Genomic DNA, 26,096 nt, shown 5'->3' with positions numbered 1-26,096 from the left:
GCGCGGGCTGACCTCTTTGCCGGCCGATACTGTGGCGGTCGCTGAATGCCAGCACGAGGGACGAGAGGAACGGCGCGTTGAGCCAGCCACCCTACGGGCCGCCGGGCCAGAACCCGCCGTACCAGCAGAACCCGCAGTACCAGCAGCCAGGCCCGCCTCCTCCGCAGGGACAGTACGGCCCGCCGCAGCAGTACGGCGCCCCGCAGTACACGCCGCAGTACGGTCCGCCGCGGCAGCAGGGTCCCGGCTACGGCTGGGGGCCGGGCTTCGGCCCCGGCCCGGGCAGGCCCGGCTGGCAGCCGCCGCGGCGGAAGAAGTCGAAGGCCCCGCTGATCGCGATCTTCGCGATCGTCGCCGTGGGTATCGTCGGCGCCACGCTGATCGGCCTGGTGAGGAAGGCTGCCAACGACGTCACCACGCCGCCGGTGACGCCGACCCGGTACACCCCGAAGCCGACCGGCGCGCCGACCGGACGGCCGACCTCGACCTCGACCGGCTCACCCACGCAGGCGTCCAGCGAGACGATCGTGGCGAAGAACGCGATCTACAACGTCGGCCAGATGGCCTCGGTGAACTGCCACGAGCCGAAGGTCCGGCCGACCAGCGCGAAGAACGCGGCCGCCTACTGGGCCGCGCTCAAGCCGTGCCTGGACCAGTCCTGGAAGCCGCTGGTCGAGAAGGCCGGGTACACGTTCGAGTCGCCGCAGATGACCTACTGGTCCGGGACCACGGTGACCAACCCGTGCGGCGGCGGTGCGATCAGCGTGCCGTTCTTCTGCTCGGCGAACAACATGCTGTACATGAAGGTCGACGTGTTCGTCCAGGCGTACACGGAGTACCCCGGAGATCCGATCGCGCAGGCGTACGCGCGGATGTGGTACTCCCGGTCGCTCGCGCACGAGTTCGGCCACGGCGTACAGAACATGACCGGCATCCTGCAGGCGGCCAGCAAGCTGCGGTACGAGCAGACCGACTACGCCGGCCAGACCCGGATGACCCGCCGGATGGAGCTCCAGGCGAACTGCTTCGCCGGGGTGTTCCTGGCGGTGAACAAGGCCAGCTACCCGATCAACGGCAACATGCTGTACGTCTGGAACAAGTACGTCGTCACCGCCGGCGACAAGCCGGAGGAAGGCGACCACGGCAGCGTGGCCAGCCAGGGCCGGTTCATGGGCCAGTCGTTCAAGACCGGGAACCCGGCCAGCTGCAACACCTTCTCGGCGTCACCGGCGAACGTCAGCTGACAACTCCGGCGGCGCGACCTGCCGCCACGAATCAAGCAGGATGTCCCGCAGCTCGCCGGCGTCCTCCAGCACGGCGAGGCGGGCTCGAACCCAGTTCGAGCCCGCCTCGTGTTTCGGCACCCAGAACTTCTCCGGCTCCGCGGCGATCAACTCGTCGCGCTCCAGCCGCGGGCACCGGACCGCGAACGACGTCCGGTCGTCCGGGACCGTGACGAACATCCGCCCCGCGACGTCGAACGTCGGGTGCCCCCAGCGCCGCTTCTCCACCGTCTCCGGGAAGGACAGCGCGATCCGTCGTACGTCGTCTGCATCGAGCACGGTCACACTTTAGTGTCCAGCAGAACGCCGGCGTCCCGGGAGCAGGAGCCCGACGACGGCACCGGCCGCGACCACCGCGGCGCCGGTCCAGACCGCGGGGACGAGACCGTCGACGTACTGCGTCGGTGATCCGTACGAACCGGCCGACGCGAACACCGAGGCCAGTACGGCGACGCCCATCGCGACGCCTACCTCACGGATCGTGTTGTTCGTCCCGGACGCCACACCCCGGTCCGCCTCGGACGCGCTGTCCATCACCACGCTCGCGGACGGCGCGAAGGTCAGCCCCATCCCGACGCCGGCCAGGACGAACGGCGCGACCAGTTCGCCGTACTGCGTCGTCGCCGTGGTGATCACCGCGATCCAGGCGAGCGCGGTCGCGAGGAACACCTGCCCGGTCACGATCAGCGTCCGCGCACCGACCCGGTCGACGATCAGGCCCGCGATCGGTGCGACCACCAGCGGGGCCGCGGTCCACGGCAACGTCCGGACGCCGGACTGGAACGGCGTGAAACCCTGCACGACCTGGAAGTACTGCGCCAGCAGGAACACCGATCCGAACACCCCCACCGCGAACGTGAACGCCAGTACGTTCACGATGCTGAACGAGCGGACCGCGAACAACCGCAGTGGCAGCATCGGGGCCGCCGTACGACGCTCCCAGCCGAGGAACGCGGCCAGCAGGACGCCGCCCGCGATCAACGTGCCGAGTACGCCGGCCGAGGTCCAGCCGTCGTCGGCTCCGTGCACGACGCCCCAGACGACGGACAGTACGCCGGCCGTCGCGAGGACGAACCCGAGCAGGTCGAGGCGCTTCGCCGTACCGGTGGACTCGGTCAGGACGCGCGCGGCGAGCACTACGGCGACGACGCCGACCGGGACGTTCAGCCAGAAGATCCACTGCCAGTTCAGGCCGTCCACGACCGCGCCGCCGACGACCGGGCCGACGGCCACCCCGAGCCCGGAGATGCCGCCCCAGATGCCGATCGCGGCGCTCCGTTGCCGCTCCGGTACGGCGTCGGCCAGCAAGGTCAGCGACAGCGGCATCACGGCCGCGGCGCCGATGCCCTGGATGGCCCGCGCGCCGGTCAGCATCCACGGCTCGGTGGCCAGCGCGCAGACGGCCGACGCGAGCGTGAACAGCGTGATCCCGGCCAGGAACATCCGCCGCCGGCCGAGCCGGTCGCCGATCGCGGCCGCGGTCAGCAGCAGCGCGGCGAAGGCCAGCGTGTAGGCATTGACGAACCACTGCAGGTCGGACAGCGACGCGTTCAGTTCGTGCTTGATCACCGGCAGTGCGTTGGTCACCACCAGGTTGTCCAGCGTGACCATGAACGTCGGGATCCCCACCGCCGCGAGCACCACACCGAGGCCGCGCGGGACCGTCCTTCGGCTCTCCTGGAGAGCGGTCGATGTCATCTCGTACCCCTTGTTGTAATTGACTGATAACAAGCTCGATGACGAGAGTATGCATCCACTGATAACATGTCAACCGACGAGAGGGGAACGAGTGACTCCGAAGGTGCGGCTGACCGCGAAGGAACGCGGCGACGAGGTCCTGCGGGCGGCGGTGCAAGCGTTCGCCGTGTCCGGCTACGAGGGCACCAAGACCGACGAGATCGCCCGGCTGGCCGGTGTCTCCCAGCCGTACGTGATCCGCCTGTTCGGGACCAAGCAGCAGTTGTTCCTGGCCGCCGTACAGCATGTCTGCACGCGGATCGAGCAGCTCTTCCGGGAGGCCGCCGAGGAGAAGCCCGAGCTGTCCTACCTCGGGCAGAACTACCACCGTCTGCTCGCCGAGCCCGAGATTCTCCTGGTCCTCCTGCACGGCTTCTCCGCCAGCGGCGACCCGGCCATCGGCGACTGCGTCCGCGAACGCTTCGGCAGCATCTACACCCTGATCCGCACCCTCACCGGCGCCACCCCGCAACAGGCCCGCGAGTTCCTCTCCGCCGGCATGCTGATGACCGTCATGTCCGCCATGCAGGTGCTCGGCCCCAACCCCATCCCCATGCCCTGGGCGACCGAGATCGCCAAGACCTTCGACTAGTTTGGTTCTGCAGGCATACACAACCCCGGCAGAAGGGGCACAGCCTCCCGCTTGTGGGAGGTTCCGTATGCGCGCAGGTTCAGTCGCGGCTGAGTTTCTGGCCGGTGGTGAGCCAGATGGTCAGGGCGGTGAGGGTGATGGCGGCGGCGGTTACGGCGAGGGAGCCGGGGACGTTGGCGTGGTGGACGAGCGCGGCGGCGCCGGCGATCAGGGGTGCCAGGACGGTGGCTGTTGCTGCGGGCAACCACCAGCGGTGCAGGGCGGTGCGGTGGACGCGGGCGTAGGACGGGAGTTGGGCGGCGAAGGCGGTCGAGAGGTGGAGGATCACCAGGGCGGCCGCGGTGAGGACCAGGCCCCAGCTGACGGTGGTGGGTGCGCGCATCAGCCAGCCGAGGGCGATCACCAGCATGAACAGCATCGCGGCCAGCGAGTCCGGTAGTACGACGGCGGCGAGCAGCAGCGGTACGCCGACGTACGGAACGAGGTCCATTTGGTCCCACGGCTGGACGGCCGACACGACAAGCGCGATCGCGCCGGTCAGCGCGATCACCAAGCGGGCCAGCAGCACCGTACGTCCGGCAGCGCGGAGCTGCGCCAGCCAGAGGGTGATCCTCTCGTCGGCACTCAAGAGCGGATCCTCGGCGCCGCGGACAGTCGCGCCGCGTCCCGCAGTACCTCGTCCAGCGTCCCGGACCCCTGCCACGGAACCGTCGGTACGCCGAGGTCGCTGAGCCGGTCGAGGTCACGCCGGCGTTCGAGCAGCCGCAGCCGCCACGCGAGCGGCCAGGACCGTACGTCGTGGGCGTCGACGTCGATGATCGAGGCGACGTCGGGCGGCAACGTGTCGATCGCGATCACCGTACAGCCGGAGTGCACGAGCGTGACGATGTAGCCGAGCATCGTCTGGCGCAGCAGCGGGCTGAGCACCAGCACCAGGCTGTCCGAGCGGACCCGGTTCCGCCTGGCGAGTTGCTCCTGGTCCTGCTGCCGGCCGCGCCGGTCCGCGTGCACCAGCGTGTCCAGGATCCGCCGCAGATGCCCGCGCCCGCTTCCTGACCGGACGCCGCGGAACAGGCTGCCGGTGTCGATCAGCCGCACCCGGTCGCCGTTCCGCAGGTAGTGCTCGGCGACCGCCGCGGCCGCCCGTACGGCGGTGTCCAGGCTCGACGACCGCCCGTCGATGCCCTCGCTGATCCCGATCTCGCCGCCGGTGTCGACCATGATCACGACCTCGGTGTCCCGGTCCGACCAGGTCGACGTGACATGCAGCTCCTGCGTCCGGGCCGACACCGCCCAGTTGATCCGGCGCAACCGGTCGCCGGTCCGGAACGGCCGTACGCCGGCCAGCTCCGTCCCCTCGCCGGGCCGCCGCGACCGGTGCAGCCCGACCAGGCCGGCCGGCCGCGGTACGGCGTCCACCGCCTCGAATCCTTCCCGCAACGGCAGCGTCGTCACCGCCTGCGGCTCCGCCGACGTCACCTGGACCCGGTACGCGCCCACCGCCGACGTCGCCGTCACCGTTGGCCGCTCCAACGACCGCAGCCCCCAGCGCTTCGACCGGACGCCGACCTCCAGCGTCACCTCACCGCCGGATACCGGCTCGGCGATCGCGGCCTGCGGCGGGTCGTACTGGAACCACAACGTCCGCGGCAACGCCGCCACGATCAGGTCGATGTCCGGGTCCACGACCCCCGGCACCCGCAGTCGGTACGTCGTACCCTGCCCTTCGAACAGCACGTCCGCGTCCAGCTCGGTGTGCACCTCGGGCCGCGCGTGCGGCCGGAAGTACCGTCCCCACACGGCAAGGAACGCGATCGGCAACCCGAACACGGCCGCATCCGGCCGGCGCAGCAGCACGGCCGCACCGAGCAGCACCGCGGCGACGCAGATCGCCCGGATCTGCGCGTGGGTCGGCCGCCAACTCATCGGGCGACCGCGACCGTGGGCGGCGCGGGCACCAACCCCAGCACGGTTCGCACGACGGTCGCCCCGGTCACCTCGTGCAGCCAAAGCTCCGGCCGTACGGTGATCCGGTGCGCCAGCGCGGCCACGGCGACCGTCTTCACATCCTCCGGTACGACGTAGTCCCGGCCCTGGATCACCGCGTACGCGCGCGCCGTCAGCAGCAGCGCCAGCGAACCACGAGGCGACGCGCCTACCAGGACCTGCGAGTCACGACGGGTCGCGGTCGCGAGATCCACGCAGTACTGACCGACCGTGTCGTCCACCGTCACCGTCTCGACGGTCCGCTGCGCGGCGAGCAGGCCGGCCGCGTCGGTCACCGCGTCGACCGACTGGTCCTCGCGACGGCGGCTCATCCGTCGGCGCAGCACCTCCCACTCCTCCGCCGGGCTCGGGTACCCGAAGCCGATCCGGAGCATGAACCGGTCGAGCTGCGCCTCGGGAAGCGGGTACGTGCCCTCGTACTCGACCGGGTTCGCGGTCGCGAGCACGTGGAACGGGGTCGGCAGCGGGAACGTCTGGCCCTCGACGGTGACCTGGTGCTCCTGCATCGACTCCAGCAGCGCGGCCTGCGTCTTCGGCGGCGTGCGGTTGATCTCGTCGGCGAGCAGCAGACCGGTGAAGATCGGGCCTGGCCGGAAGACGAACTCGGACTCCTTCTGGTCGTACACGAACGCGCCGGTCACGTCCGACGGCAGCAGGTCCGGCGTGAACTGCACCCGCCGGAACTCCAGCCCGAGCGCCTGCGCGAACGACCGCGCGGCCAGCGTCTTCGCCAGGCCCGGGTAGTCCTCGAGCAGCACGTGCCCGCCGGCCAGAATGCCTGCCAGTACCAGCTCGAGCGCCTCACTCTTCCCGACCACGGCCTGGCCGACCCGCTCCAGCACCTGCCGGCTCAGCCCGGAAACCTCTCCGAGCGTCAGCTCCTCAGTCACTATCCCTCACAGGTTCTCGATGGTGTGGATCGCGTCCTCGATCTCGTCGAGGGACGCGGTGCGTCTGTCGTCGCCGGTGATCAGCGCCCAGAGCCGGTCGCCGGTCAGCTCGCGGGCTCGGTCAGGCTCGAGGTCCGGGTCGACGCCGTGCCGGTGCACCAGGCGGTCGGTGGCGAGCTCGAGCAGCAGCGGGCGGATCCGGCGGGCGAAGGTCTGCGAGCCTTCGCCGGCCCGCCGTTCGCGGCTCGACTCCTGCAGCCAGGTGGCGAGGAACTGGGTCCGGTTGTCGCTGTTCCGGATCCGGAGCGCCGCCAGCCGGTCGTCGTGCCGGCCGGGCCAGCTGGTCTCCAGCACCTCCGGCAGCAACAGCCGGATCCCGAGCGAGACCAGCCCGACGCCGAGCGCCGCAGCCACGAACCACAACGGCCGCGGTGCCATCCCGGCGGCCCCGAAGATCCCAACCAGCACCAGACTGACCAGCACCGCGATGCCGAGATGCTGGACGAGCATCTTGTTCGGCAACCGCCGCTTCTTGACCTCCGGCGGCGGCCCCTTCTCCTCCAGCGCACTCCACCGGTAGGTCATGGGGCCTCCCGGTCTGGACTGAGGAGCGACGGGAGCGAAGCGACCAGAGCGACGAGGGAAGACCGGGAGCAACAGCCCCATGACCCGCCGCGACGGAGTCGCGGCATGTGCACAGTCATGGGGCCTCCGGGTCTGGACTGAGGAGCGGCGGGAGCGAAGCGACCAGAGCGACGAGGGAAGACCCGGAGTCACAGCCCCATGACGCGCCGCGACGGAGTCGCGGCATGTGCACAGTCATGGGGCGACCTCGGCGTCTGCCGGGTGGGCCGTGGCGAGTTCGTCGCGGAGGCGGAGCAGGGCGGCGCGGGCAATCGTGCGGGCTTCCTCGGTCGAGCCGTGGGTGGAGTACCGCGCCTCGCGGTACAGCCGGCCGAGGCGGATCAGCTCCGGCTCCGAGATCCCGCCGACCCCGAGGACCCGGACGGTGAACTCGGCCGGCGTCTCGGACGGCTCCCGCGCGACGCCTGCCGACGCAGCCGCCTCCTCGAGCGCCACCCAGCAGGCGATCACCGCGTCGGACGCCGTACCGCTCTCGATCTGTGCGAGGCCGGTGTCGACCGCCTCGGCCAGCCGCTCGGCCTTGACCCGCTCCCAGTTCTCGTCGGCGGGCTCCGCCTTCGGCAGCCGGATCCGGCGTACGACCCGGACGATCACGAGTACGACGAACACCACGACCGCGGCGATGATCAGGTACACGATCGCCTGCCACAGCCCGAGCAGCCACCCGGGCGTCTGGTGCTGCGGCAGCAGCCGCGGCGACGGCGTGGCCGCGGACGGCGGCGTCTGGGTGACGATCCGGGTCGGCAGCGGACGCGGGCTCGCCTTCAGTGTGCTGTCGCTGACCGGACGCACCGGCCCACTCGCGGACGCGAGCACGACGAACCCAGCCACCACGATCCCCACGAACACAACGACAGCCGCCGCGAGCGCACCCCTACGCTGCGTCTGCATCCCGGCAGGCTACCTCGTCAGAAGCCCGTGTCGAGGAACGGAAGCCGAGATGTGGAAAACGCTTCCGCGGTCGCGGCCAGAGCGCCGGACGTGTGTTCGGTGACCAGGCCGGCGCGGCCGAGCCGTGCGAGCGACGGGCGACCCAGGTAGACGGCCCCCAGATCGCGTACGTCGAGCGTGAGGTCGGCGTCCCGCCGGACCTGCTCGCAGGTCGCGCCGTCCGTACCGCCGGTCAGGTGCCAGCGGCCCGCGTTCCACGGCAGGAAGTCGTCGACCACCTCGATCACCACGTCGAGGTCCCGCGCGTACGTCCGCCCGGCCAGGGCGCGACCGACGTCGACCGGTCGCACCCACAGGCCGTCGCGGGTGATCGCGCCCGGCGCCCGCGGGTCGAGCAGCAGGTCCAGCAGCGGGTCGTCGGACGCAAGCATCTCGCAGTGCGTCTGGCTGAGCAGGTCCGGCTCGAGCAGGTAGCGCCAGAGCGCGGCGTGCGACGCGAGGTCGGCCGCATGCACCCGCAGTACGTCGACGTACCCCTTGTCAGCGCGCGTCGTCCGGTAGTGCGCGAAGCCGGTGAGCTCGCCGTCCCGCTCGGCGACGACACACCGGATCCTGGAGGCGTTCGCGATGTCGCTGACGACGGTGGCGCTGATCGCGTACTGCTGCCAGCTCTCGTTGTGCTGGAACATCCCGGGCCGCTCGAGCGCGAGCTTGTTCCGCAGTTCCGCGCAGCGCGCCAGGCTCTCGTCGGCGTCGACGTACCGGATGCGTACGTCGTCGATGCCGGCCACTGGGCGCAGTGCGCGGGACGCTTTCGGTACGACGATCGCCTGGTGATCGGACGCCAGCCCGTACCCGAAGCGCGGGTAGATCACCGGCTCGCTCGCGGTCAGTGCCGCCAGCGGCTCGCCCGCCTCGTGTACGTCGGTCAACTGCGTCCGCATCAGGTCGCGCAGGATCCCGCGCCGCCGGTGCGTCGGCCGCACGCCGACCATCGTCACGCCCGCGGTCGGCAGTTGCCCGCCGGGCACCGCCATCAGGTGCGAGAACGAGCCGGTGTGCCCGACCAGCTGACCGTCGTCGGTCGCGACGATGCTCCGCTCAGGTTCCCAGATCTGCCGCTCGGACTCGTACTGCTCGTCGGTCCACGGCGCCGAGAACGCCATGTCCAGCAGCTCCAGCAACTCGGCCCACGCACCCGCGAAATTCCCGATCTCGATCGCCATGCTCCTTGCCTACCAGAAGATCGGGACCTGCGGCCTCCTGTTTTCGGACACGCCGTACCGGTGGACTGATGAAAACCGTTTTCATATAATGTGCTCATGACCGCCCGAGCGAAGACTCCGTTGTCCTTGTTGGTGGGGCTTTCCGCGACTCTGCGGGAGCCTGTCCTGGAGGCGATGACCGATGCGACCACAGTGGTCGTCGAGGTCGACCAGGACGAGCTCCCCGGTCGCGGCGTCCTGTCCTGGCGGGTGCGCGACCGATCGGGGCCGATCGATGCGGGTGAGTTCACGGTCGGCGACGACTGCGGCGCGTGCCAGCTGATCGAGTCGCTGGTGCCGTTGCTGGAGACCCTCGTCGAGCGCGCGCACTGGGACCACCTCGTACTCTCGGCGCCCCCGGCGATGGAGGCCCGGCCGCTGGTCAGCACGCTCGTCTCGGCACTGCCGGAGATCCGCGTCGACACCGTCACCTGCGTCGTCGACTCCGTACTGGTGGTCGCACAACTGTCCGGCGACGAGCTGCTCGCCGAGCGCGGCCTGGCGCTCGGGCTGCCGGACCGGCGCAACGTCGCGGAACTAACTGCACGCCAGATCGAGTACGCCGACGTCTGCGTGCTGGCGAACGCCCATCGCAGTACGGCGCCCGAGCGGCTGGAGCACCTGCTCGAGCACCTGAACCCACGGACCACGGTGGTGACGGCGGGGGCGTCCGGCGTACCGGACGGTCAGGTCGCACGGACCAGGCGGTTCGACTTCGACGCTGCCGAGGCGTGGGCGGGTGAGCCGGCGACGTCGGACCGCGTGCAGCCGAGCGACGACGGGGTGACGACGGTGCTGTGGCGGTCGACGCGGCCGCTGCATCCGGCCCGGCTGAACGACGCGCTCGAGGACATCGTCGACGGCGTCGTCCGCAGCCGCGGCGTGGTCTGGCTGGCGAACCGTCCGACCCAGCGGGTGCGCTGGGAGTCCGCCGGCTACAGCGCGTCCCTCGGGATGCTCGGCGAGTGGTCGGAGACCGAGCACCTGGCCGAATGCACAGTGGTCGCCACCGGAATGAGCCTCGACCCTGCCCGGCTGCAGGCCGTCCTCGACGCCTGCCTGCTGACCGAGTCCGAGCTGGCCAGCCTCGACTGGAACAACCTGGAAGACCCGTTCGCCGGAGTTTTCTAGCCCAGTAGCGGCAGTCGGTTCGCGTGCGGGCCGAGCATGTCGTGGTCGGACTCGTCGAGCGGGACGCGCCCGGTGGCCTTCAGGACGTACGTCGTGGTGTCCCAGGCGATCACGTCCCACGCGTCCGGGCCGAACAGCCCGTCCAACGTGCGCGCGGTGACCTGCAGCGCCTCGGGATCGGGCTCCGGGGCAGCGGGCAGGCCGACGATCAGGTCGAGGTGGTGGACCGTTGCCTCGAGCACCAAGGTGGCGACGAAGTCGGTCGCGCGCAGGACGTGGCCCTGCGTCTCGACGCGGTGGCCCTTCGTGGCCAGCGCGGCCGCGGACGCGCGGACGGCAGCCTCGGACACCTCCCGCCAGTGCTGCACCAGCATCGCGGGCTTCCGGTACGCCGAGGCGACGGTCCGCACGAAGCTCGTGTCGCCCTGCGGCGGTACGTCGTTCCAGTAGCTGACGAAGTCCCGGTCCGGCTCGGCCACGGCCGGGCTGGCGAACGCGGTCAGCGCGCGCTCCGCGTCGTACAGCAGATGCACCAGCAGCGGACCGACGGGCATGCCCGGGCAGCGGGTCTCGCGCGCGAAGTCAGCGTCGCTCAACCCCTGCACGGTCTCGGTCAGCCGCCCGTACGCCCGCCCGAGCGTCCCAGCCAGCCCCAGCGGCAACGCGCCGCGCTCGGGTGCCCTCATCCCGGCCTCCTCGATGTGCTCTCAACGAACTTAACCCGAGAGGGCGGCGGGGTGTTCCTAGGACCGGGCAGTGGTGAGGTGGGCCGCGGCGGCGGCTTCCAGGTGGCTGAGGTCGGAGGCGACCGTCGCGAAGGTGTACCCCTGGGCCAGCCGCCGCTTCGCCGCCTCCCCGTCGAAGGTGTGAATGCCGGCCGCGACCCCGGCCTCCCGCGCGGTCCTCGCGATCAACTCGACCGCCTCCTCGAACGGGCCGTCCACCTCCGGATCCCCCGGGAACTTCGCGCCGAGGGCGAGGCTGAGGTCCGACGGGCCGACGTACACGCCGTCCAGACCGGGCGTCGCGCAGATCTCGGCCACGTTCCGCAGACCGAGCGGCGTCTCGATCATCGCCAGTACGACGGTCGCCTCGTTGCTGTCCGCCGGCACCGGGCCGATCCGCAGCGCGGCCCGCATCGGCCCGAACGACCGCGCCCCGGCCGGCGGGTACTTCGCGGCCCGGACCGCCCGCGCCACGTCGTCCGCGGTGTCGACCAGCGGCACGATCACCCCGGTTGCCCCGGCGTCCAGCGCCCGCCCGATCGGCGTCGGGTCGTTCGCCTCCACCCGCACCAGCCCGACCGACGCCCGCGGGCCGATCGACGAGCCCGCGTCGATCGCCAGCAACCCGGTCACCAGTCCCCGGTACCCGATCAACCCGTGCTGCCCGTCGAGCACCACGTAGTCGTACCCGAGCCGCCCGATCCGCTCGGCGGCCGCCGGCGAGTCCAACGTGATCCAGTACCCCACCAGCTGCTCGCGAGCCCGAACCTTCAGCGCGAAATCGTTTGCACTCATGGTCCGGACACTATCTACACCGGCGGGACCCCGTGTCTGCGGTGCGAGAACGTCCGGTCCTTGGACTGGGCCGCGGCGAGCCGGGCGATCAGGTCGGTGCGGAGGTTCTCCGGCTCGACGATCGCGTCGATCACCAGGTCCGCGGCCAGCCGCAGGATGTCGATGTCGGTCTCGTACTCCTCGCGGAGCCTGGCGACGTACTCGACCCGTTCGCCGGAGTCGGCGATCTCCTGGATCTTGTTGTAGTACACGGCGTTGATCGCCGCCTCCGGACCCATCACGGCGATCTTCGCGGTCGGCAGCGCGACGCACGCGTCCGGCGAGAAGCCGGGGCCGCACATCGCGTACAGCCCGGCGCCGTACGCCTTCCGGACGATCACCGACACCGTCGGCACGGTCGCCTCCGACACCGCGGTGATCATCTTCGCGCCGTGCCGGATGATCCCGGCCCGCTCGACCTCGCTGCCGATCATGAACCCCGGTACGTCGCACAGGTACACCAGCGGCACGTTGAACGCGTCGCACAGCCAGATGAACCGCGCAGCCTTGTCGGCGGAGTCGACGAACAGTACGCCGCCCTTCACCGCCGGCTGGTTCGCGACGATCCCGACCACCTGACCGGCGAGCAGCCCGAACCCGACCACCAGCTCCGGCGCGTACGCCGGCTTGATCTCGAAGAACGTGTCCGCGTCCAGGACCGCGTCGATCACGTCGTGGATGTCGAACCCGATGCTCTCCTCGGCCGGCACCAGGTCGCGGGTGAAGTCCCGGCCCGCGTCCGAGGCGTCGTACGACGGGGGCCGCGACCGCCACGAACCGGGCAGGTAGGAGAAGTACTGCTTCGCCAGCTCGATCGCCTCGGTGTCGTCGGCCGCGAGCAGGTCGCCGCAGCCGGAGACGCTGGTGTGCATCCGGGCGCCGCCCATCTCCTCCAGCGTGACCTTCTCGCCGACGACCATCTCGGCCATCCGGGGCGAGCCCAGGTACATCGACGCGTTGCCGTCGACCATGATCACGATGTCGCAGAACGCCGGGATGTAGGCCCCTCCGGCGGCCGACGGGCCGAACAGGCAGCAGATCTGCGGGACCTTGCCGGACAGCGCGACCTGGTTGTGGAAGATCCGCCCGGCGCCCCGGCGACCGGGGAACAGCTGGACCTGGTCGGTGATCCGGGCGCCGGCCGAGTCGATCAGCCAGAAAATCGGCAGCTCGTCGCGGAGCGCCACCTCGGTGACCCGGACGATCTTCTCGACCGTCCGGGCGCCCCACGATCCGGCCTTCACGGTCGGGTCGTTGGCGACCAGCAGCGCGGGCCTGCCGTCGACGAGCGCGCGGCCGGTGACCACGCCGTCCGCGGGCAGGCCCGGGTTCAGCGCGTTCGCGAGCTGCGCGTCCTCGACGAAGCTGCCCTCGTCGACGAGCAGCGCGATCCGGTCACGGACGTACAGCTTGTTCTGACTCGCGAGTTTCGCGGCCGCCTTCTCCGGCGGCGCGAGCGTCGCCTCGCGAGCAACCTTCACCTCGGTCCAATGATCGCGCGTCATAACTGCCTTTCTACCTGCTACGTCCGAAGATCCGCGGGCTGTAGACCACAGTTCTTCGGACGTAACGGATCATTCGACGGGGAGGCCGAGGCTGCGGGCGATGAGCATGCGTTGGACTTCCGACGTGCCCTCGCCGATCTCGAGGATCTTGGCGTCGCGGTAGAAGCGGGTGACCGGGTACTCCTCCATGAAGCCGTAGCCGCCGAACACCTGGGTGGCGATCCGGGTCGCGGTCACCGCGGACTCGGTCGCGTACAGCTTGGCGACCGCGGCGGCCTGCTTGAACTCCTGGACCGAGGCCCCGGCGTCCTTCAGCGCGGCAGCCCGGTAGACGAGCAGCTCCGCGGCGTCGGCCATCACCTTGAGGTCGGCGATCTGGAACGCGACCCCCTGCTTGCGGCCGATCGGTACGCCGAACGTCTGCCGCTCACCGGCGTACTGGACCGACATCTCCAGGCAGGCCCGGATACAGCCGAGCGCGACCGCGCCGATCGCCACCCGCCCGTCGTCGAGCGTCGCGAGGAACTGGCCGAACCCCTTGCCACGCCGGCCGAGCAGGTTCGCCTCGGGGACCCGGCAGTTCACGAACGACAGCGGATGCGTGTCGCTCGCATGCCAGCCGAGCTTGTCGTACGCCGCTTCCGCGGTGAATCCCGGCGTACCGCTCGGGACGATGATGGTGGAGATCTCCGGCTTGCCGTCGTCGCGCTCACCCGTGCGGGCCGTGACCGTCACGCAGCTCGTGATGCTCGAACCCGAGTTGGTGATGAACTGCTTGGAGCCGTCGATCACCCACTCGCCGTTGTCCAGCGCGGCGCGGGTCTTGGTGGCGCCGGCGTCCGACCCGGATTCGGGCTCGGTCAGCCCGAACCCGGCCAGCTTGCGGCCCGCGACCAGCTCCGGCAGCCAGGTGGCCTTCTGCTCCTCGGTCCCGAACGTCAGGATCGGGTTGATCCCGAGCCCGACCGCGGCCTCCAGCGTGATCCCCATCGACTGGTCGACGCGGGAGATCTCCTCGATCGCCACGCACAGGCTGGTGAAGTCGCCGCCGGCACCGCCGTACTCCTCGGGCGCGGTCAGTCCGAACAGCCCGAGCTGCCCCATCTTCTGCACCACCTCGACCGGGAAGTAGTGCTTCCGGTCCCACTCCGCGGCGTGCGGCGCGATCTCCGCCGCCGCGAAGTCGCGAACGCTACGACGGAACTCCTGATGCTCCGCGGACAACTCGAACATGCAGCACCCCTTCACGCTTGACGCTTACGTAAACGTAAAGCACGCTGGGGTGCGTGCACAATATCCCGGTGACAACCTGGTCGATAGCCGAACTGGCCGCCGAGTTCGAGGTCACCCTGCGCACGATCCGCTTCTACGAGGACCGCGGCCTGCTCACCCCCGAACGCCGCGGCACTACCCGCGTCTACCACCCCCGCGACCGCGTCCGCCTCTCCCTCATCCTGCGCGGCAAACGCCTCGGCTTCTCCCTCGACGAGATCGCCAGGATCGTCGACATGTACGACGCCGAACCCGGCGAGGAGGGCCAACTCGTCTACCTCCTCGACCAGATCACCCACCGCCGCCAGGAACTCGAACAACGCCGCCGCGACATCGAAGACACCCTCCAAGACCTCGCCGAAGTAGAAACCCGCTGCCACACCGACCTGAAGGCCCTCCGCAACGGCACAGCGTGACCTACTGCTCGAGGCGCACCAGTCCTGTGCTCTCGGCTTCGGCGCGCGAGTAGTCGAACCACGTAGCCAACTCGACGCCACCCGCCGTACGCCACCGCTCGATCAACCGCCGGAACGCGACCTCCCGCCGTACTGCGGATCGATCGAACCAGGACCTGACATCCGGCGCAACGACGTACCCTCCGCCTCCGATGGAGAGCCCAGGTACGCCGTACTCCCAGGAGACCTCGACATCCGGCACTCGAGCCGAGTGCAGGCCGCGCGGACGACGAAGTGGATGCTGTTGTCCCAGCTGTCCGCGATCCGGTTCAGCCGCAACCCATCAGCCAAGGTCAGCCGGCTCCGGTATCCGACGTCGCCAGCTGAGCGATCCGACCTGGATGCGCTGCTCCGACGACCCGTTCCACCTGACGTCGTGGACCCCCATCCGCGCAGACCAGTGCTGTAGCGGCGCATCCGGTTCCACGGCTGACCACTTGGGGAGGATCTCGTCCCGATTCGGGCAGTAAATCCTCCCCAACCTGGGCAGACGAGGCGGGCGCGGGATCCACTGGGCGTCTTCGTAGGCCTTTAGGGTTTCGCGCACTGCGCCTGCGAGGAGGCACCTCGGTGCTAGCGCTCGAGGATGTTCTTGGCGCGGTTGAGGGATGCGACTTCGGCGTTCATCGAGTGCTGGACGGGCTTGGACATCAGGAGCTTCTTCAGGCCGGACAGGTCCGCGGAGAGCTTGAACGTCACCTCGGTCCCGTCGTCGACCGGCGCGAAACGGTAGTCCCCGACCGGGCGCACCGGCCCCGCGGTGACCTTGAACGCCAGATGACTGTCGGGTTCGTACGCCGTCACGCGGTAGTCCGAGGGGATCGCCCGGCCGCCCGGTCCCGCGATCCGTTGCCGGTACGTCGAACCCGGCCCGATCGGGCCGCTGCGGCTGATCTCCTTGACGGAGGGACGCCACTGCGGGTCGTTCTCGCCGTCCGCGAAGTACGCGAACACATCTGCCGGCGACCGGTTGATCCGGACCGTGTGTACAGCCTCAGGCATGATGCCCCCAAAAGACCGAACTGCTAGGTCTTGCGCCGCCCGAACAGCCAGTACGCCGCCGGTGCCGCGCCGACCGAGTTGAACAACGTCAGGAACACCGCCCACACGGGCTTCGGTCCCCGCACCTGAGCCGAGGGACGGCGCGCGAGATCCGCCAGCGCGACGGCCTTCAACACGGTCTCGACCACCGCCCCGACCACGATCAGCCGCTGCTTCCCGGGGCTCAGCTCGTCCCACTTCCGCATCCCGCTCACACCCCCACGATGCGCCTGCTGGGCCTCCGGAGGCAAGCAGACACGCTCACTGTCCGTGGCGGTCCGGCGGGTGCCTTCGCCCGGGCCTCGTCGTACCTGCGGAGGGCGAGCGCGGCCAGCCGCGGATCGGCGCCGAGCGGTGGTGCGACCGGGCGACCGCCTGCCAGGCGGTGGACGCGGTTGGCGAAGAAGCCCGGAGTCAGCAGGTACGTCGCAACCGCAACGCGACCCACGATCCGGTCGAGAACGTCGGGCAGGCGTTCACCGATACCAGAGAGGTAGCCGACAGCAACGGGGCGGCCGACGCGCTCACCCAGGAGTTCGGCTGTTGTCTCGCAGTCGTCCAGCGCCCGCGGGTCCGACGAACCGGCCGCGGCCAGGACGACCTCGTCGATCCGCGACAGGTCCCCCAGCCGATCCGCCAGTACGTCGACCAGCACCGGATCCGGCCCCAGCGCAGCCGCCGCGTGGACCCGTCCCGGGTAGCGCCGGGCCTCGGCCGCGACGTCGACGTACACGTGATACCCCGAGCTGAGCAGCAGCGGTACGACGACCGCGTCGCCGGCGTCCGTGGTGACCCGCCGGACCAGCGACGGCAGGGCGGGCGTGACGAGATCGACGAAGCCCAGCGAGACCGGGAGGTCCGGCCGCAGCACAGCCAGCTCCCGTACGAGATCGTGCACCACCCGGATCCCGCAAGGATCCGCCGTACCGTGAGCCACCGCGATCAGATCGGTCATGTCGGCACCCCGGCCGATTCGACCGCGAGGCGATACCCGCGCCGCACCACCGTACGGACCAGCTCAGGCCGTCCGACCGCCGTACGCAGGCGGTTCACCGTCACCTCCACCGCATGCACATCCTCCGCGCCAGGCAGCACCGCGAGCAGTTCCGGCCGCGACACCACGTCCCCACCGGCGGCGACCAGCGCGGCGAGCACGGCCCGCGGCCCAGGTCCCAACGGCAGTACGACGCCGTCCAGCACCGCCGCGCCGCCGCGGATCACCAGCTGGCCGAACTCCGTCTCGATCGACCGCGCGTTGTCCTCGGTGAGCTGATCGGTGACGCTCCGGATCAACGCCCCCAACCGGAAACGATCCGGCACCAACGGCTCCAGCCCCAACGCCACGAACGGCCCTGCCGTCACCGGACCCACGCACGCGTTCAGCACCCGCCCGGTCCGCAACGCCGCCACCAGCTCGTCGTACTGCCCGGTCAGCGCCGCGGCGTCCAGCATCGCCTGCGCACCCGGAGCGGAGGTGTGGACGACCGCATCCACGGTCCCGCCGCGCACCTGCGAGATCATCCGCTCCACCACCACCGGGTCAGGCGCCGGACCCCACCGATAGACCTCGAGCCCCCGGACCGACGCGCCCGCCGCCCGCAACGCGTCCTGCAGCGCGGGATCCGACAGCCCGTGCAGCTGTACGACGATCTTCCGGCCGCCGACGCCCTGGGTGCGTAACCACTCGACGACCTCGACCGTCGTCTCGGACCTCGCCGACCAGTGCTCGACCAGCCCGGCCGCCCGGATCGCACCGCGGGCCTTCGGGCCGCGGGCGAGGATCCGGGCCTGCTCGAGCGTGCCGAGCAGCTCCGCCGCCAGACCGGCGGTGTCGGCGGCCTCCACCCACCCGCGGAACCCGACCGCGGTCGTCACCACCACGTCGTCCGGCGGGTTCGCGATCACCCGCCGGGTGGCCTCGAGCAGCGCGCGGTCGTCGGCGACCGGCACGATCTGCAGCGTCGGCGCGTGCAGCACCTTCGCCCCGCGCCGCTCGAACGACGCGATCAGGTCCTCCGCGCGCCGGTGCGCGGTGATCGCGATCGTGCAGCCGCTCAGCGGGCCGGTCCTAGTGGTCACCCGAACCCACCACTACTTGACCGTCGCGGATCGTCACGGGGTACACCGGCAGCGATACCGACGGATCGTCCAGGCACGCCCCGGTGCGCAGATCGAAGACCTGCTTGAACATCGGCGACGCCACCGTCGGTACGTCGCCGCGGCTGCCGACGATGCCCCGCGACATCACGTTCGCCCCGCTGAACGGGTCCTGGTTGCCGATGGCAAACACCTCGCCGTCGTGGGTGCGGAACAGCGCGATCTGTACGTCGCCGAGCAACGCGGCCACGCCGCGCTCCGGCAGCAGTACGTCGAAAGCGCAGACATTCATCGGCGGACCTCCAATCGGGGACCGGCCAGCAGCACCGGCTCCAGCTGCCCGCGTTCGGCCGGGGTGGCCGGGCGCGGCTGGTTGCGTTCGACGACGTACCGCAGGTCGGCGTCGGGCTGGTCCGGCGCGTTCACGAACGACACGAACCGGGCCAGCTTGTCCGGGTCGTCCAACGTCGCCCGCCACTCGTCGACGTACGAGTCGACGTGCCGCGCCATCGCGGCGTCCAGGTCGGCCGCGATCCCGAGGCTGTCGTTCAGTACGACGTCGCGCACCTGGTCGAGGCCGATCTCCCGCATCCACACCGAGGTCCGCTGTAAGCGGTCTCCGGTCCGGATGTAGTACATGAGGAAACGGTCCACGGTCCGGAACAGCTCCTCGTCGCTCAGGTCGGAGGCGAGCAGCTCCGCGTGCCGGGGCGTCATCCCGCCGTTGCCGCCGACGTACAGGTTCCAGCCCTTCTCGGTCGCGATCACGCCGACGTCCTTGCCGCGCGCCTCGGCGCATTCGCGGGCGCAGCCGGAGACGCCGAGCTTGAGCTTGTGCGGCGAGCGCAGCCCGCGGTACCGGAGCTCCAGCGCGATCGCCATCCCGACCGAGTCCTGGACGCCGTACCGGCACCAGGTGGAACCGACGCACGACTTCACGGTCCGGAGCGCCTTGCCGTACGCGTGCCCGGACTCGAAGCCGGCCTCCACCAGCCGTTTCCAGATCGCCGGCAGTTGTTCGATCCGGGCGCCGAACAGGTCGACGCGCTGCCCACCGGTGATCTTCGTGTACAGCCCGAAGTCGCGGGCCACCTCGCCGATCGTGATCAGCCCTTCCGGTGTGATCTCACCGCCGGGGATGCGGGGGACGACGGAGTATGTGCCGTCCTTCTGCATGTTCGCCATCACGTGGTCGTTGGTGTCCTGCAGCGTCGCGCGCTCGCCGTCCAGGACGTGCCCGGCCGGGTCGATGCTCGCCAGGATCGACGCCACCACGGGCTTGCAGATGTCGCAGCCGCGCCCGGTGCCGTGCCGCTCGACGATCTCGCTGAACGTGCGCAGCTCGGTGACCCGGACGGCGTCGAACAGCTCGGCGCGGGACAGCGCGAAGTGTTCGCAGAGCGCCTTGCTGACCTCGACGCCGGCCTTGGTGAGCTCGGAGTTCAGGAGGTTCTTGACGATCGGCAGACAGGATCCACAACTGGTGCCCGCGCGAGTCTTCCCGCAGACCGACTTGATGTCGGTGCAGCCCTCGTCGCGTACGGCGCACCGGATCGTGCCTGCCGACACGTTGTTGCACGAGCAGACCGGGGCGTCGTCGGGCAGCTCGAGCTGCACGGGTGCGGCGCCTTCGGGCAGCAGGAACGCGGCCGGGTCGGCGCCGAGTTCGCGGCCGACCATCGGGCGGAGTCCGGAGTACGCCGACGCGTCGCCGACCAGGATGCCGCCGAGCAGGGTACGGGCGTCATCGGACAGCACGAGCTTCTTGTAGACACCCGCCACCGGGTCGGCGTACACGATGTCGAGCGCGCCCTCCGTCGTACCGAAGGCGTCGCCGAAGCTCGCGACGTCGACGCCGAGCAGCTTCAGCTTCGTCGACGTGTCCGCGCCGGGGAACGTCGCGACGCCGCCGAGCAGCCGGTCCGCGACGATCTCGGCCATCGTGTAGCCCGGGGCGATCAGGCCCCACACCCGCCCGTCGATGCACGCGACTTCGCCGATCGCCCAGACACCAGGAACGGACGTACGGCAGGCCTCGTCCACGATCACGCCGCCGCGCTCGCCGATCTCGAGACCCGCGTCGCGGCCGAGCTCGTCACGCGGGCGGACGCCGGTCGCGAACACCACCACGTCGGCGGGCAGATCAGGGCCGTCGGCAACGGCCATCGCGCGGGCGGCACCTTGCGAGGTGAGCTTGACGCGCTGGCACGCGGTCTCGGTGAGTACGTCGACGTCGAGGGCGGTGATCAACCGGGACAGGGCCGCGCCGCCGCCTTCGTCGACCTGCAAGGGCATCAGCCGTGGGGCGAACTCGACGACCTTGGTCGCGGCGCCGAGGGCTCTGAGCGCACCGGCTGCCTCCAGGCCGAGCAGGCCGCCGCCGACGACGACCCCGTTGACCTGCTTGCCTTCGGACTTCAGCCGCTCGACGTAGACGCGGAGCGCTGCGACGTCGTCGATCGTGCGGTAGACGAAACATCCTTGCGCGTCGTTGTTCTTCACCGGCGGGACGAACGCCGCGGAGCCGGTCGCCAGGACGAGTTCGTCGTACCCGACCTGGTCACCGCGGACCGTCGTCACGGTCTTCGCTGTGGTGTCGATCGCGGTGATCTTCACGCCCTTGCGGAGGTTCACCGCCGGGTCGTCCCACAGGTCCGGGTCGCCGAGCGACAGGTCCTGCGGGTCGCGGCCGGAGAAGTAGCTGGTGAGGGCTACCCGGTCGTACGGGAGCCGGGGCTCCTCGGCGTACACGGTGATCCGGTACTCGACGGTCGTGTCGCGCTGCCGGATCGCCTCGACCAGGCGGTGCGCGACCATACCCCCGCCGACCACCACCACGTGCTTGGCCTTGTTCAGCTCTGCCATCGTCGCCCTCCTGCTCGGGACTGGTTCGGTCTCGCCGCGCCGGAAGCGGTCGAGCAGTTCGCCGACGGCGCCGGTGCAGCTCCCGCACCCGGTCGTCGCCCGCGTCGTCGCGGCGATGCCGGCGACACTGTCGGCACCCCCACGCCAGGCCGCCTCGATCGCGACCCTGGTGACGCCGTTGCACCTGCACACGGTCGCCATCTTCTTCTGCGGTACTTCGTTGGGCGTACCAAGCAACCCGTCCGCCACGACAGGCGTCCCCCGGTCCGCCAGCAACACCAACTCCGCCGCAACCTCCGGAGCCCCCACAGCCACTGCAGCCCGCACCACCCCGTCCCGCAGCACGGCCCGCACGTACCGCTCCCGATCCTCGAGCCGAACGACCTCGCCAACTTCGTCCTTGTCCCCCATCACCAGCACATCCAGCCCACCCGCCGTAACCCGCACAACTTCCACCCCAGCACCACCGGAAGCACCCATCCCCAGCGCTGTGGGGGGCGGAGCATCCGTCTCCTCCTCGGGTAGTGCTGGTGGGGCAGGGGCGTGCAGGTGGGCAGCCAGTTGTTCTGCGTGGGACCACGCCGACGCGACGGTGCCCGCAACAACTCCTGCGAGTTCGGCGCAGTCGCCGATTGCGTGGATGGTGGGGTCGTCCGGGCTGGCGAAGGTGTTGTCTACGACGATTCCGTCGTGGACTGTCAGTCCGGCGGCCAGTTCCGTGCGGGGCTGGACGCCGCAGGCGACAACCAGCAGGTCGCCGTAGACCTGGTGGCCGTTCCGCAGGTGCAGGGCATGGAAGCGGTTGTTCTTCAGCTGAGTCTTGGAGAGTTGGGAGTTGAGGAGCACCTCGACACCGAGTCCGCGTACCGCACGGGTCAGCCGACGGCCGGCCGACGATCGGATGGACTTGTCGAGCAGGGTTTCCCCGTCGTGGACCAGCGTGACCGCGACGCCGCGTTCGCGCAGTGCGCAAGCGGTTTCCACGCCGAGTACCCCGCCGCCCAGTACGACGGCCCGCCGCGCCGCTCCCGCCGCCGCGACCACGGCCCGCGCATCGTCGACGGAACGCAACACCAGCCCGCCCTCGACCCCCGGCGGCACGACCGGCACCGCACCGGTCGCGAACACCAACCGGTCGTACGGGTACTCGGCACCATCAGCCCCGACGACAACCCGCCGTACCCGATCCACCCCGACCGCACCCACCACCGGCTCGTTGCCGACGGCAACCTCGGCCCGCCCGGCGACGTACTCGGTCAGCCGGGAACGGTTGTACGACGGCTCGTCCGCCAGCACGGTCACGTCGTACGACGGCAACAGCTCGGCCAGCCGTCGCCCGGCCATCCCGCCGCCGATGATCACGACCCTCATGCCGGCACCCCCGTCGCGCCGAGCTCGGCGGCCGTCACCTGCACCGCACACGCCTTGAACTCCGGCATCCGCGACACCGGGTCCAGCGCGTCGTTCGTGAGCTCATTGACCGCTTCCGCCCCGCCGAAGTGGAACGGTACGAAAACGGTGTCCGGCCGGACGTCCGGCGTGATCCGGGCCGGCAGCACCATCGACCCGCGCGCGGTCCGCAGCCGTACCGGACGCCCGTCGCCGATCCCCAGCTGCGCCGCCACCCGCGGGTGGATCTCCGCGAACACCTCCGGCTCGGCCGCCACCAGTTCCGGCACCCGCCGGGTCTGCGCGCCGCTCTGGTAGTGCTGCAGCAACCGCCCGGTCACCAGGTACAGCGGGGCCTGCCCGCTCAGGTCGTCCGCGACCGGGCGGTGATCGACCGGTACGACGTGCGCCCGCCCGTCCGGCGTCGCGAACCCGTCGGCGAACAACCGCGGCGTCCCCGGATGCCCTTCGGACGGAACCGGCCAGAACAGCGCCTCGCCCGCGTCCAGCCGCGCCCAGGTGATCCCCGAGTAGTCGGCCTTGCCGCCGGCACTCGCCCGGCGCAGTTCCTCGAACACCTCGGCCGGATCCGCGGAAAACCTCGGGATCCCGAGTCTTTCCGCGAGCCCCGCGAAGACCGCGAGATCGCTCCGTACCTCGCCCGGTGCGGCGACCGCGGCGCGCCGCCGCAGTACCCGCCCTTCGAGGGACGTCATCGTGCCTTCCTCCTCGGCCCACTGCGTCACCGGAAAGACCACGTCCGCCAGCAATGCCGTTTCCGACGGCACGACATCCGCGACCACCAACAACTCCAGCGCGGACAGCCGCTCCCGGACGGACGCGAGGTTCGGCGCCGACACGAGCAGGTTGCTCCCGTGCACCAGCAACGCCCGCGGCCCGTCCGCCGTACCCAAAGCGTTGATCAGCTCAACCGCACTCTTCCCGGGCCCCGGCAACTCCTCAGCGGCAACCCCCCAAACCTGCGCGATATGCGAACGCGCTGCCGGGTCCGCGATGCTCCGGTAGCCAGGCAGCTGATCCGCCTTCTGCCCGTGCTCACGCCCGCCCTGCCCGTTGCCCTGCCCGGTGATGCAGCCGTACCCGCTTCCCACCCGCCCGGGCAACCCGAGCACCAGCGCGAGGTTGATACATGCCGTCACCGTGTCGGTGCCCTTGGTGTGCTGCTCAGCCCCACGTCCGGTCAGGATGAACGCGCCCGCGCCACCGTGCACCGGAGCAGCCGCCGCGAGTACCCGCGCCGCACGCCGGATGGTCGCAGCTGGTACGCCGGTCATCCGCTCGGCGCGCTCCGGCCACCAGGAGGCAGTCGAACGAATCAGCAGGTCAGGGTCATCGACCCGTTCGCCCAGGAATACGTTGTCCGCAAGGCTTTCCTGGAGGACTACGTGGGTCAGGGCGAGGAGCAGGGCCAGGTCCGTCCCGGGGGTTGGCTGGAGGTGGATGCCGTTCTCGTCGTCGGTCAGGCCTGCGGTGGCCGAGCGGCGCGGGTCGACGACCAGAAGTCCACCCGCGCCCCTGGCGCCCTGCAGATGCGCGACCGCCGGCGGCATCGTTTCCGCGAGGTTGCTGCCGACCAGCAGTACTGCGTCCGCGCCGCCGAGATCCGCCAGCGGGAACGGCAGCCCCCGGTCGATCCCGAACGCCCGGTTCGTCGCGGCCGCCGCGGACGACATACAGAACCGTCCGTTGTAGTCCACGTTCGCCGTTCGCAGCGCGACCCGTGCGAACTTCCCCAGCGCGTACGCCTTCTCGTTGGTCAGCCCACCGCCGCCGAACACCGCAACCGAGTCCCGCCCGTGCGCGGCCTGCAACGACTTGATCCGCGACGCGACGAAGTCCAGTGCGTCGTCCCAACTGGTCTCCTCCAGTTCGCCCGCAGCGTTGCGGACGAGCGGCACGGTGAGCCGGTCCGGCACCGTGAGTACGTCGGGAGCCGTCCAGCCCTTCCGGCACAACCCACCTCGGTTGGTCGGGAAGGCCCGCGGTCGCACCTCCACCGCACCCGGCCCTTCGACCGGGTGCAGCGTGGTCGCGCACTGCAGAGCGCAGTACGGGCAGTGAGTCGGAACAGCTGTCACACGCGCTCCTGGCTGAGCGGGCCACCCTTGCGCAGGTAGCAGAAGTACGTCACCACGAGGCACAGCACGTAGAACCCGCAGAACACGTACAGCGCCGGGATCAGCGAGCCGAAGTGGCTCGTCGACATCGCGAAACCCCGCGGTACGAGGAAACCGCCGTACGCGCCGACCGCGGACGCGATTCCGATACAGGCCGCGGCCTCCCGCCGGGCCCGGCCCGGGTCGTCCGCGGTGGTGAGCCGGAAGACCGCCGGAATCATCCGGTACGTCGACCCGTTCGCGATCCCGCTGGCCACGAACAGCACCAGGAAACTCGCCAGGAACGCCGGAAAGCTCCCCGCCTTGAGGGAGAAGATCGCGGAGACGATCCCGAGCCCCATCACCACGAACGAGCAGACGGTCACCCACGCGCCGCCGACCCGGTCGGCCAGCCTGCCGCCGAACGGCCGCGCAATCGACCCGACCAGCGCGCCCAGGAACGCGTAGTGCGCCGGTGTGACGTCCGGGAACGTGGTCTTGATCAGCAGCGGGAACGCCGCCCCGAACCCGATGAACGACCCGAACGTCCCGATGTAGAGGAACGAGATCACCCACGTGTGCGGCCGCTTCGCCGCGGCGATCGACGTACGGAACGACGAGTTCGCCACCGACAGGTTCGTCATCGCCTTCCAGGCCCAGACTGCGGCCAGGACGATCAGCGGCAGCCACATCAGGCCGGACCGGTTCAGCGCCAGGCCGGCACCGGCGACGATCACGATCGGCACCACGAGCTGGACGACCGCGACCCCGAGGTTCCCGCCGGCAGCATTCACGCCGAGCGCGAAACCCTTTTCCTTCTCGGGGTAGAAGAAGGAGATGTTCGTCATGCTGCTGGCGAAGTTTCCGCCGCCGACGCCCGCGGTCCCCGCGACCAGGGCCATCAGCCAGAACGGCGTGTGCGGCTGCGTCATGAAGTACGCCAGTCCCGCCGTCGGGATCAGCAGCAGCAAGGCGGAAACCGTGGTCCAGTTCCGCCCGCCGAACCGCGGTACGGCGAACGTGTACGGCAGCCGCAGCGTCGCGCCGACCAGGCTCGGCAGCGCGACCAACCAGAACAGCTGGTTCGTGTCGTAGCTGAAGCCCGCCTTGGGCATCGAGACCACGACGATGCTCCACAGTTGCCAGACGGAGAAGCCGAGGAACTCGGCGAAGATCGAGGGCCAGAGGTTCCGGCGGGCGACCGCACGGCCCTTCCCGGCCCAGAACGTGGCGTCCTCGGGATCCCAGACGTCGATCCAGCGCGCGCGTCGCGGGGCCTCGACCGTACCGACCGCGCCACTTGCTTCGCGGGTGGCGACAGCCGCTTGTCCTGCCTCGAGCGTCATCGCAAGTCT

At 70.3% G+C, this 26,096-nt stretch carries 25 protein-coding genes; 4 read left to right on the top strand and 21 right to left on the bottom strand.

Annotation, left to right across the window (positions count from 1 at the left end):
- Positions 1-77 precede the first annotated feature (77 nt).
- Positions 78-1,244, top strand: coding sequence for a neutral zinc metallopeptidase (locus JOF29_RS31260; protein ID WP_209697986.1), 1,167 nt, complete (start codon positions 78-80; stop codon positions 1,242-1,244).
- On the opposite strand, the gene JOF29_RS31255 is transcribed toward JOF29_RS31260, so the two are convergent.
- Both JOF29_RS31255 and JOF29_RS31250 read right to left on the bottom strand, forming a co-directional pair.
- On the bottom strand, positions 1,224-1,562 hold the full coding sequence (locus JOF29_RS31255) for an MmcQ/YjbR family DNA-binding protein (protein ID WP_209697985.1): 339 nt from the start codon (positions 1,560-1,562) through the stop codon (positions 1,224-1,226). The genes JOF29_RS31260 and JOF29_RS31255 overlap by 21 nt on opposite strands.
- Before the next feature lie 9 nt (positions 1,563-1,571).
- Complete coding sequence (locus JOF29_RS31250; protein ID WP_209697984.1) at positions 1,572-2,981, bottom strand: MFS transporter; 1,410 nt, start codon at positions 2,979-2,981, stop codon at positions 1,572-1,574.
- Between the two features lie 91 nt (positions 2,982-3,072).
- Here JOF29_RS31250 and JOF29_RS31245 point away from each other — a divergent pair, with 91 nt between their 5' ends.
- Entirely contained in the window at positions 3,073-3,612 is a 540-nt protein-coding gene (locus tag JOF29_RS31245; protein ID WP_307863780.1) for a TetR/AcrR family transcriptional regulator, read from the top strand.
- 79 nt (positions 3,613-3,691) lie between these two features.
- On the opposite strand, the gene JOF29_RS31240 is transcribed toward JOF29_RS31245, so the two are convergent.
- The 6 genes from JOF29_RS31240 to JOF29_RS31215 all read right to left on the bottom strand — a co-directional run bounded on the left by JOF29_RS31240 (position 3,692) and on the right by JOF29_RS31215 (position 9,271).
- Entirely contained in the window at positions 3,692-4,240 is a 549-nt protein-coding gene (locus JOF29_RS31240; RefSeq protein WP_209697982.1) for a hypothetical protein, read from the bottom strand.
- Entirely contained in the window at positions 4,237-5,538 is a 1,302-nt protein-coding gene (locus tag JOF29_RS31235; RefSeq protein ID WP_209697981.1) for a DUF58 domain-containing protein, read from the bottom strand. The genes JOF29_RS31240 and JOF29_RS31235 overlap by 4 nt, the downstream gene beginning before the upstream one ends.
- Complete coding sequence (locus JOF29_RS31230) at positions 5,535-6,509, bottom strand: AAA family ATPase (RefSeq protein ID WP_209697980.1); 975 nt, start codon at positions 6,507-6,509, stop codon at positions 5,535-5,537. Before JOF29_RS31230 ends, JOF29_RS31235 begins: the two co-directional genes overlap by 4 nt.
- Before the next feature lie 6 nt (positions 6,510-6,515).
- Positions 6,516-7,094, bottom strand: coding sequence for a hypothetical protein (locus JOF29_RS31225; RefSeq protein WP_209697979.1), 579 nt, complete (start codon positions 7,092-7,094; stop codon positions 6,516-6,518).
- Positions 7,095-7,328: 234 nt separating this feature from the next.
- The gene (locus tag JOF29_RS31220; RefSeq protein WP_209697978.1) at positions 7,329-8,045 is read right to left on the bottom strand and encodes a DUF4129 domain-containing protein; all 717 of its coding nucleotides are present in this window, start codon (positions 8,043-8,045) and stop codon (positions 7,329-7,331) included.
- A gap of 17 nt (positions 8,046-8,062) precedes the next feature.
- Positions 8,063-9,271 (bottom strand): GNAT family N-acetyltransferase, encoded by a 1,209-nt coding sequence (locus tag JOF29_RS31215; RefSeq protein ID WP_209697977.1) that lies wholly within the window; start codon positions 9,269-9,271, stop codon positions 8,063-8,065.
- Between the two features lie 96 nt (positions 9,272-9,367).
- Here JOF29_RS31215 and JOF29_RS31210 point away from each other — a divergent pair, with 96 nt between their 5' ends.
- The gene (locus JOF29_RS31210) at positions 9,368-10,441 is read left to right on the top strand and encodes a CobW family GTP-binding protein (protein WP_209697976.1); all 1,074 of its coding nucleotides are present in this window, start codon (positions 9,368-9,370) and stop codon (positions 10,439-10,441) included.
- Here the strand turns inward: JOF29_RS31210 and JOF29_RS31205 are convergent.
- The 4 genes from JOF29_RS31205 to JOF29_RS31190 form a co-directional block, all read right to left on the bottom strand.
- On the bottom strand, positions 10,438-11,127 hold the full coding sequence (locus tag JOF29_RS31205; RefSeq protein ID WP_209697975.1) for a maleylpyruvate isomerase family mycothiol-dependent enzyme: 690 nt from the start codon (positions 11,125-11,127) through the stop codon (positions 10,438-10,440). The genes JOF29_RS31210 and JOF29_RS31205 overlap by 4 nt on opposite strands.
- Positions 11,128-11,184: 57 nt before the next feature.
- Positions 11,185-11,961 (bottom strand): HpcH/HpaI aldolase family protein, encoded by a 777-nt coding sequence (locus tag JOF29_RS31200; protein ID WP_209697974.1) that lies wholly within the window; start codon positions 11,959-11,961, stop codon positions 11,185-11,187.
- A gap of 14 nt (positions 11,962-11,975) precedes the next feature.
- The gene (locus JOF29_RS31195; RefSeq protein ID WP_209697973.1) at positions 11,976-13,505 is read right to left on the bottom strand and encodes an acyl-CoA carboxylase subunit beta; all 1,530 of its coding nucleotides are present in this window, start codon (positions 13,503-13,505) and stop codon (positions 11,976-11,978) included.
- Positions 13,506-13,574: 69 nt separating this feature from the next.
- Positions 13,575-14,738 carry an acyl-CoA dehydrogenase family protein gene (locus JOF29_RS31190; protein ID WP_209697972.1) on the bottom strand — a complete coding sequence of 388 codons (1,164 nt, stop codon included), beginning with the start codon at positions 14,736-14,738 and terminating at the stop codon, positions 13,575-13,577.
- Between the two features lie 68 nt (positions 14,739-14,806).
- Here JOF29_RS31190 and JOF29_RS31185 point away from each other — a divergent pair, with 68 nt between their 5' ends.
- Positions 14,807-15,193, top strand: a complete 387-nt coding sequence (locus JOF29_RS31185; protein ID WP_307863779.1) for a MerR family transcriptional regulator — start codon at positions 14,807-14,809, stop codon at positions 15,191-15,193.
- Position 15,194: 1 nt separating this feature from the next.
- Here JOF29_RS31185 and JOF29_RS31180 read toward each other — a convergent pair whose 3' ends face one another.
- The 9 genes from JOF29_RS31180 to JOF29_RS31140 form a co-directional block, all read right to left on the bottom strand.
- Positions 15,195-15,434: a hypothetical protein gene (locus tag JOF29_RS31180; RefSeq protein WP_209697971.1), complete on the bottom strand. Its 240-nt coding sequence runs from the start codon at positions 15,432-15,434 to the stop codon at positions 15,195-15,197.
- Between the two features lie 371 nt (positions 15,435-15,805).
- Positions 15,806-16,234, bottom strand: a complete 429-nt coding sequence (locus JOF29_RS31175; protein ID WP_209697970.1) for an SRPBCC family protein — start codon at positions 16,232-16,234, stop codon at positions 15,806-15,808.
- Between the two features lie 23 nt (positions 16,235-16,257).
- Entirely contained in the window at positions 16,258-16,488 is a 231-nt protein-coding gene (locus JOF29_RS31170; protein WP_209697969.1) for a DUF5652 family protein, read from the bottom strand.
- Positions 16,485-17,228, bottom strand: coding sequence for a sirohydrochlorin chelatase (locus JOF29_RS31165; protein ID WP_209697968.1), 744 nt, complete (start codon positions 17,226-17,228; stop codon positions 16,485-16,487). Before JOF29_RS31165 ends, JOF29_RS31170 begins: the two co-directional genes overlap by 4 nt.
- Positions 17,225-18,352, bottom strand: a complete 1,128-nt coding sequence (locus JOF29_RS31160; protein ID WP_209697967.1) for a uroporphyrinogen-III synthase — start codon at positions 18,350-18,352, stop codon at positions 17,225-17,227. Before JOF29_RS31160 ends, JOF29_RS31165 begins: the two co-directional genes overlap by 4 nt.
- Positions 18,342-18,662 (bottom strand): nitrite reductase small subunit NirD, encoded by a 321-nt coding sequence (gene nirD, locus JOF29_RS31155; protein WP_209697966.1) that lies wholly within the window; start codon positions 18,660-18,662, stop codon positions 18,342-18,344. The genes JOF29_RS31160 and nirD overlap by 11 nt, the downstream gene beginning before the upstream one ends.
- Positions 18,659-22,606 (bottom strand): nitrite reductase large subunit NirB, encoded by a 3,948-nt coding sequence (nirB, locus tag JOF29_RS31150; protein ID WP_209697965.1) that lies wholly within the window; start codon positions 22,604-22,606, stop codon positions 18,659-18,661. Before nirB ends, nirD begins: the two co-directional genes overlap by 4 nt.
- On the bottom strand, positions 22,603-24,723 hold the full coding sequence (locus JOF29_RS31145; protein ID WP_209697964.1) for a molybdopterin oxidoreductase family protein: 2,121 nt from the start codon (positions 24,721-24,723) through the stop codon (positions 22,603-22,605). Before JOF29_RS31145 ends, nirB begins: the two co-directional genes overlap by 4 nt.
- The gene (locus tag JOF29_RS31140) at positions 24,720-26,087 is read right to left on the bottom strand and encodes an MFS transporter (protein ID WP_245359641.1); all 1,368 of its coding nucleotides are present in this window, start codon (positions 26,085-26,087) and stop codon (positions 24,720-24,722) included. Before JOF29_RS31140 ends, JOF29_RS31145 begins: the two co-directional genes overlap by 4 nt.
- Positions 26,088-26,096 lie beyond the last annotated feature (9 nt).

The sequence above is a fragment of the Kribbella aluminosa genome (genome assembly GCF_017876295.1).
Lineage (GTDB): Bacteria > Actinomycetota > Actinomycetes > Propionibacteriales > Kribbellaceae > Kribbella > Kribbella aluminosa.
Note: the sequence above shows the minus strand (reverse complement) of the source record. Positions and strands in the feature narration are given on the sequence as shown.

What these genes read in the sequence shown, in the direction of transcription:
- JOF29_RS31195 (WP_209697973.1), bottom strand. Translation starts at nt 13,505, where the DNA reads ATGACGCGCGATCATTGGACCGAGGTGAAGGTTGCTCGCGAGGCGACG.
- JOF29_RS31250 (WP_209697984.1), bottom strand. Translation starts at nt 2,981, where the DNA reads ATGACATCGACCGCTCTCCAGGAGAGCCGAAGGACGGTCCCGCGCGGC.
- JOF29_RS31165 (WP_209697968.1), bottom strand. Translation starts at nt 17,228, where the DNA reads ATGACCGATCTGATCGCGGTGGCTCACGGTACGGCGGATCCTTGCGGG.
- JOF29_RS31220 (WP_209697978.1), bottom strand. Translation starts at nt 8,045, where the DNA reads ATGCAGACGCAGCGTAGGGGTGCGCTCGCGGCGGCTGTCGTTGTGTTC.
- JOF29_RS31175 (WP_209697970.1), bottom strand. Translation starts at nt 16,234, where the DNA reads ATGCCTGAGGCTGTACACACGGTCCGGATCAACCGGTCGCCGGCAGAT.
- JOF29_RS31210 (WP_209697976.1), top strand. Translation starts at nt 9,368, where the DNA reads ATGACCGCCCGAGCGAAGACTCCGTTGTCCTTGTTGGTGGGGCTTTCC.
- JOF29_RS31200 (WP_209697974.1), bottom strand. Translation starts at nt 11,961, where the DNA reads ATGAGTGCAAACGATTTCGCGCTGAAGGTTCGGGCTCGCGAGCAGCTG.
- JOF29_RS31190 (WP_209697972.1), bottom strand. Translation starts at nt 14,738, where the DNA reads ATGTTCGAGTTGTCCGCGGAGCATCAGGAGTTCCGTCGTAGCGTTCGC.
- JOF29_RS31205 (WP_209697975.1), bottom strand. Translation starts at nt 11,127, where the DNA reads ATGAGGGCACCCGAGCGCGGCGCGTTGCCGCTGGGGCTGGCTGGGACG.
- JOF29_RS31235 (WP_209697981.1), bottom strand. Translation starts at nt 5,538, where the DNA reads ATGAGTTGGCGGCCGACCCACGCGCAGATCCGGGCGATCTGCGTCGCC.
- JOF29_RS31225 (WP_209697979.1), bottom strand. Translation starts at nt 7,094, where the DNA reads ATGACCTACCGGTGGAGTGCGCTGGAGGAGAAGGGGCCGCCGCCGGAG.
- nirD (WP_209697966.1), bottom strand. Translation starts at nt 18,662, where the DNA reads ATGAATGTCTGCGCTTTCGACGTACTGCTGCCGGAGCGCGGCGTGGCC.
- JOF29_RS31140 (WP_245359641.1), bottom strand. Translation starts at nt 26,087, where the DNA reads ATGACGCTCGAGGCAGGACAAGCGGCTGTCGCCACCCGCGAAGCAAGT.
- nirB (WP_209697965.1), bottom strand. Translation starts at nt 22,606, where the DNA reads ATGAGGGTCGTGATCATCGGCGGCGGGATGGCCGGGCGACGGCTGGCC.
- JOF29_RS31215 (WP_209697977.1), bottom strand. Translation starts at nt 9,271, where the DNA reads ATGGCGATCGAGATCGGGAATTTCGCGGGTGCGTGGGCCGAGTTGCTG.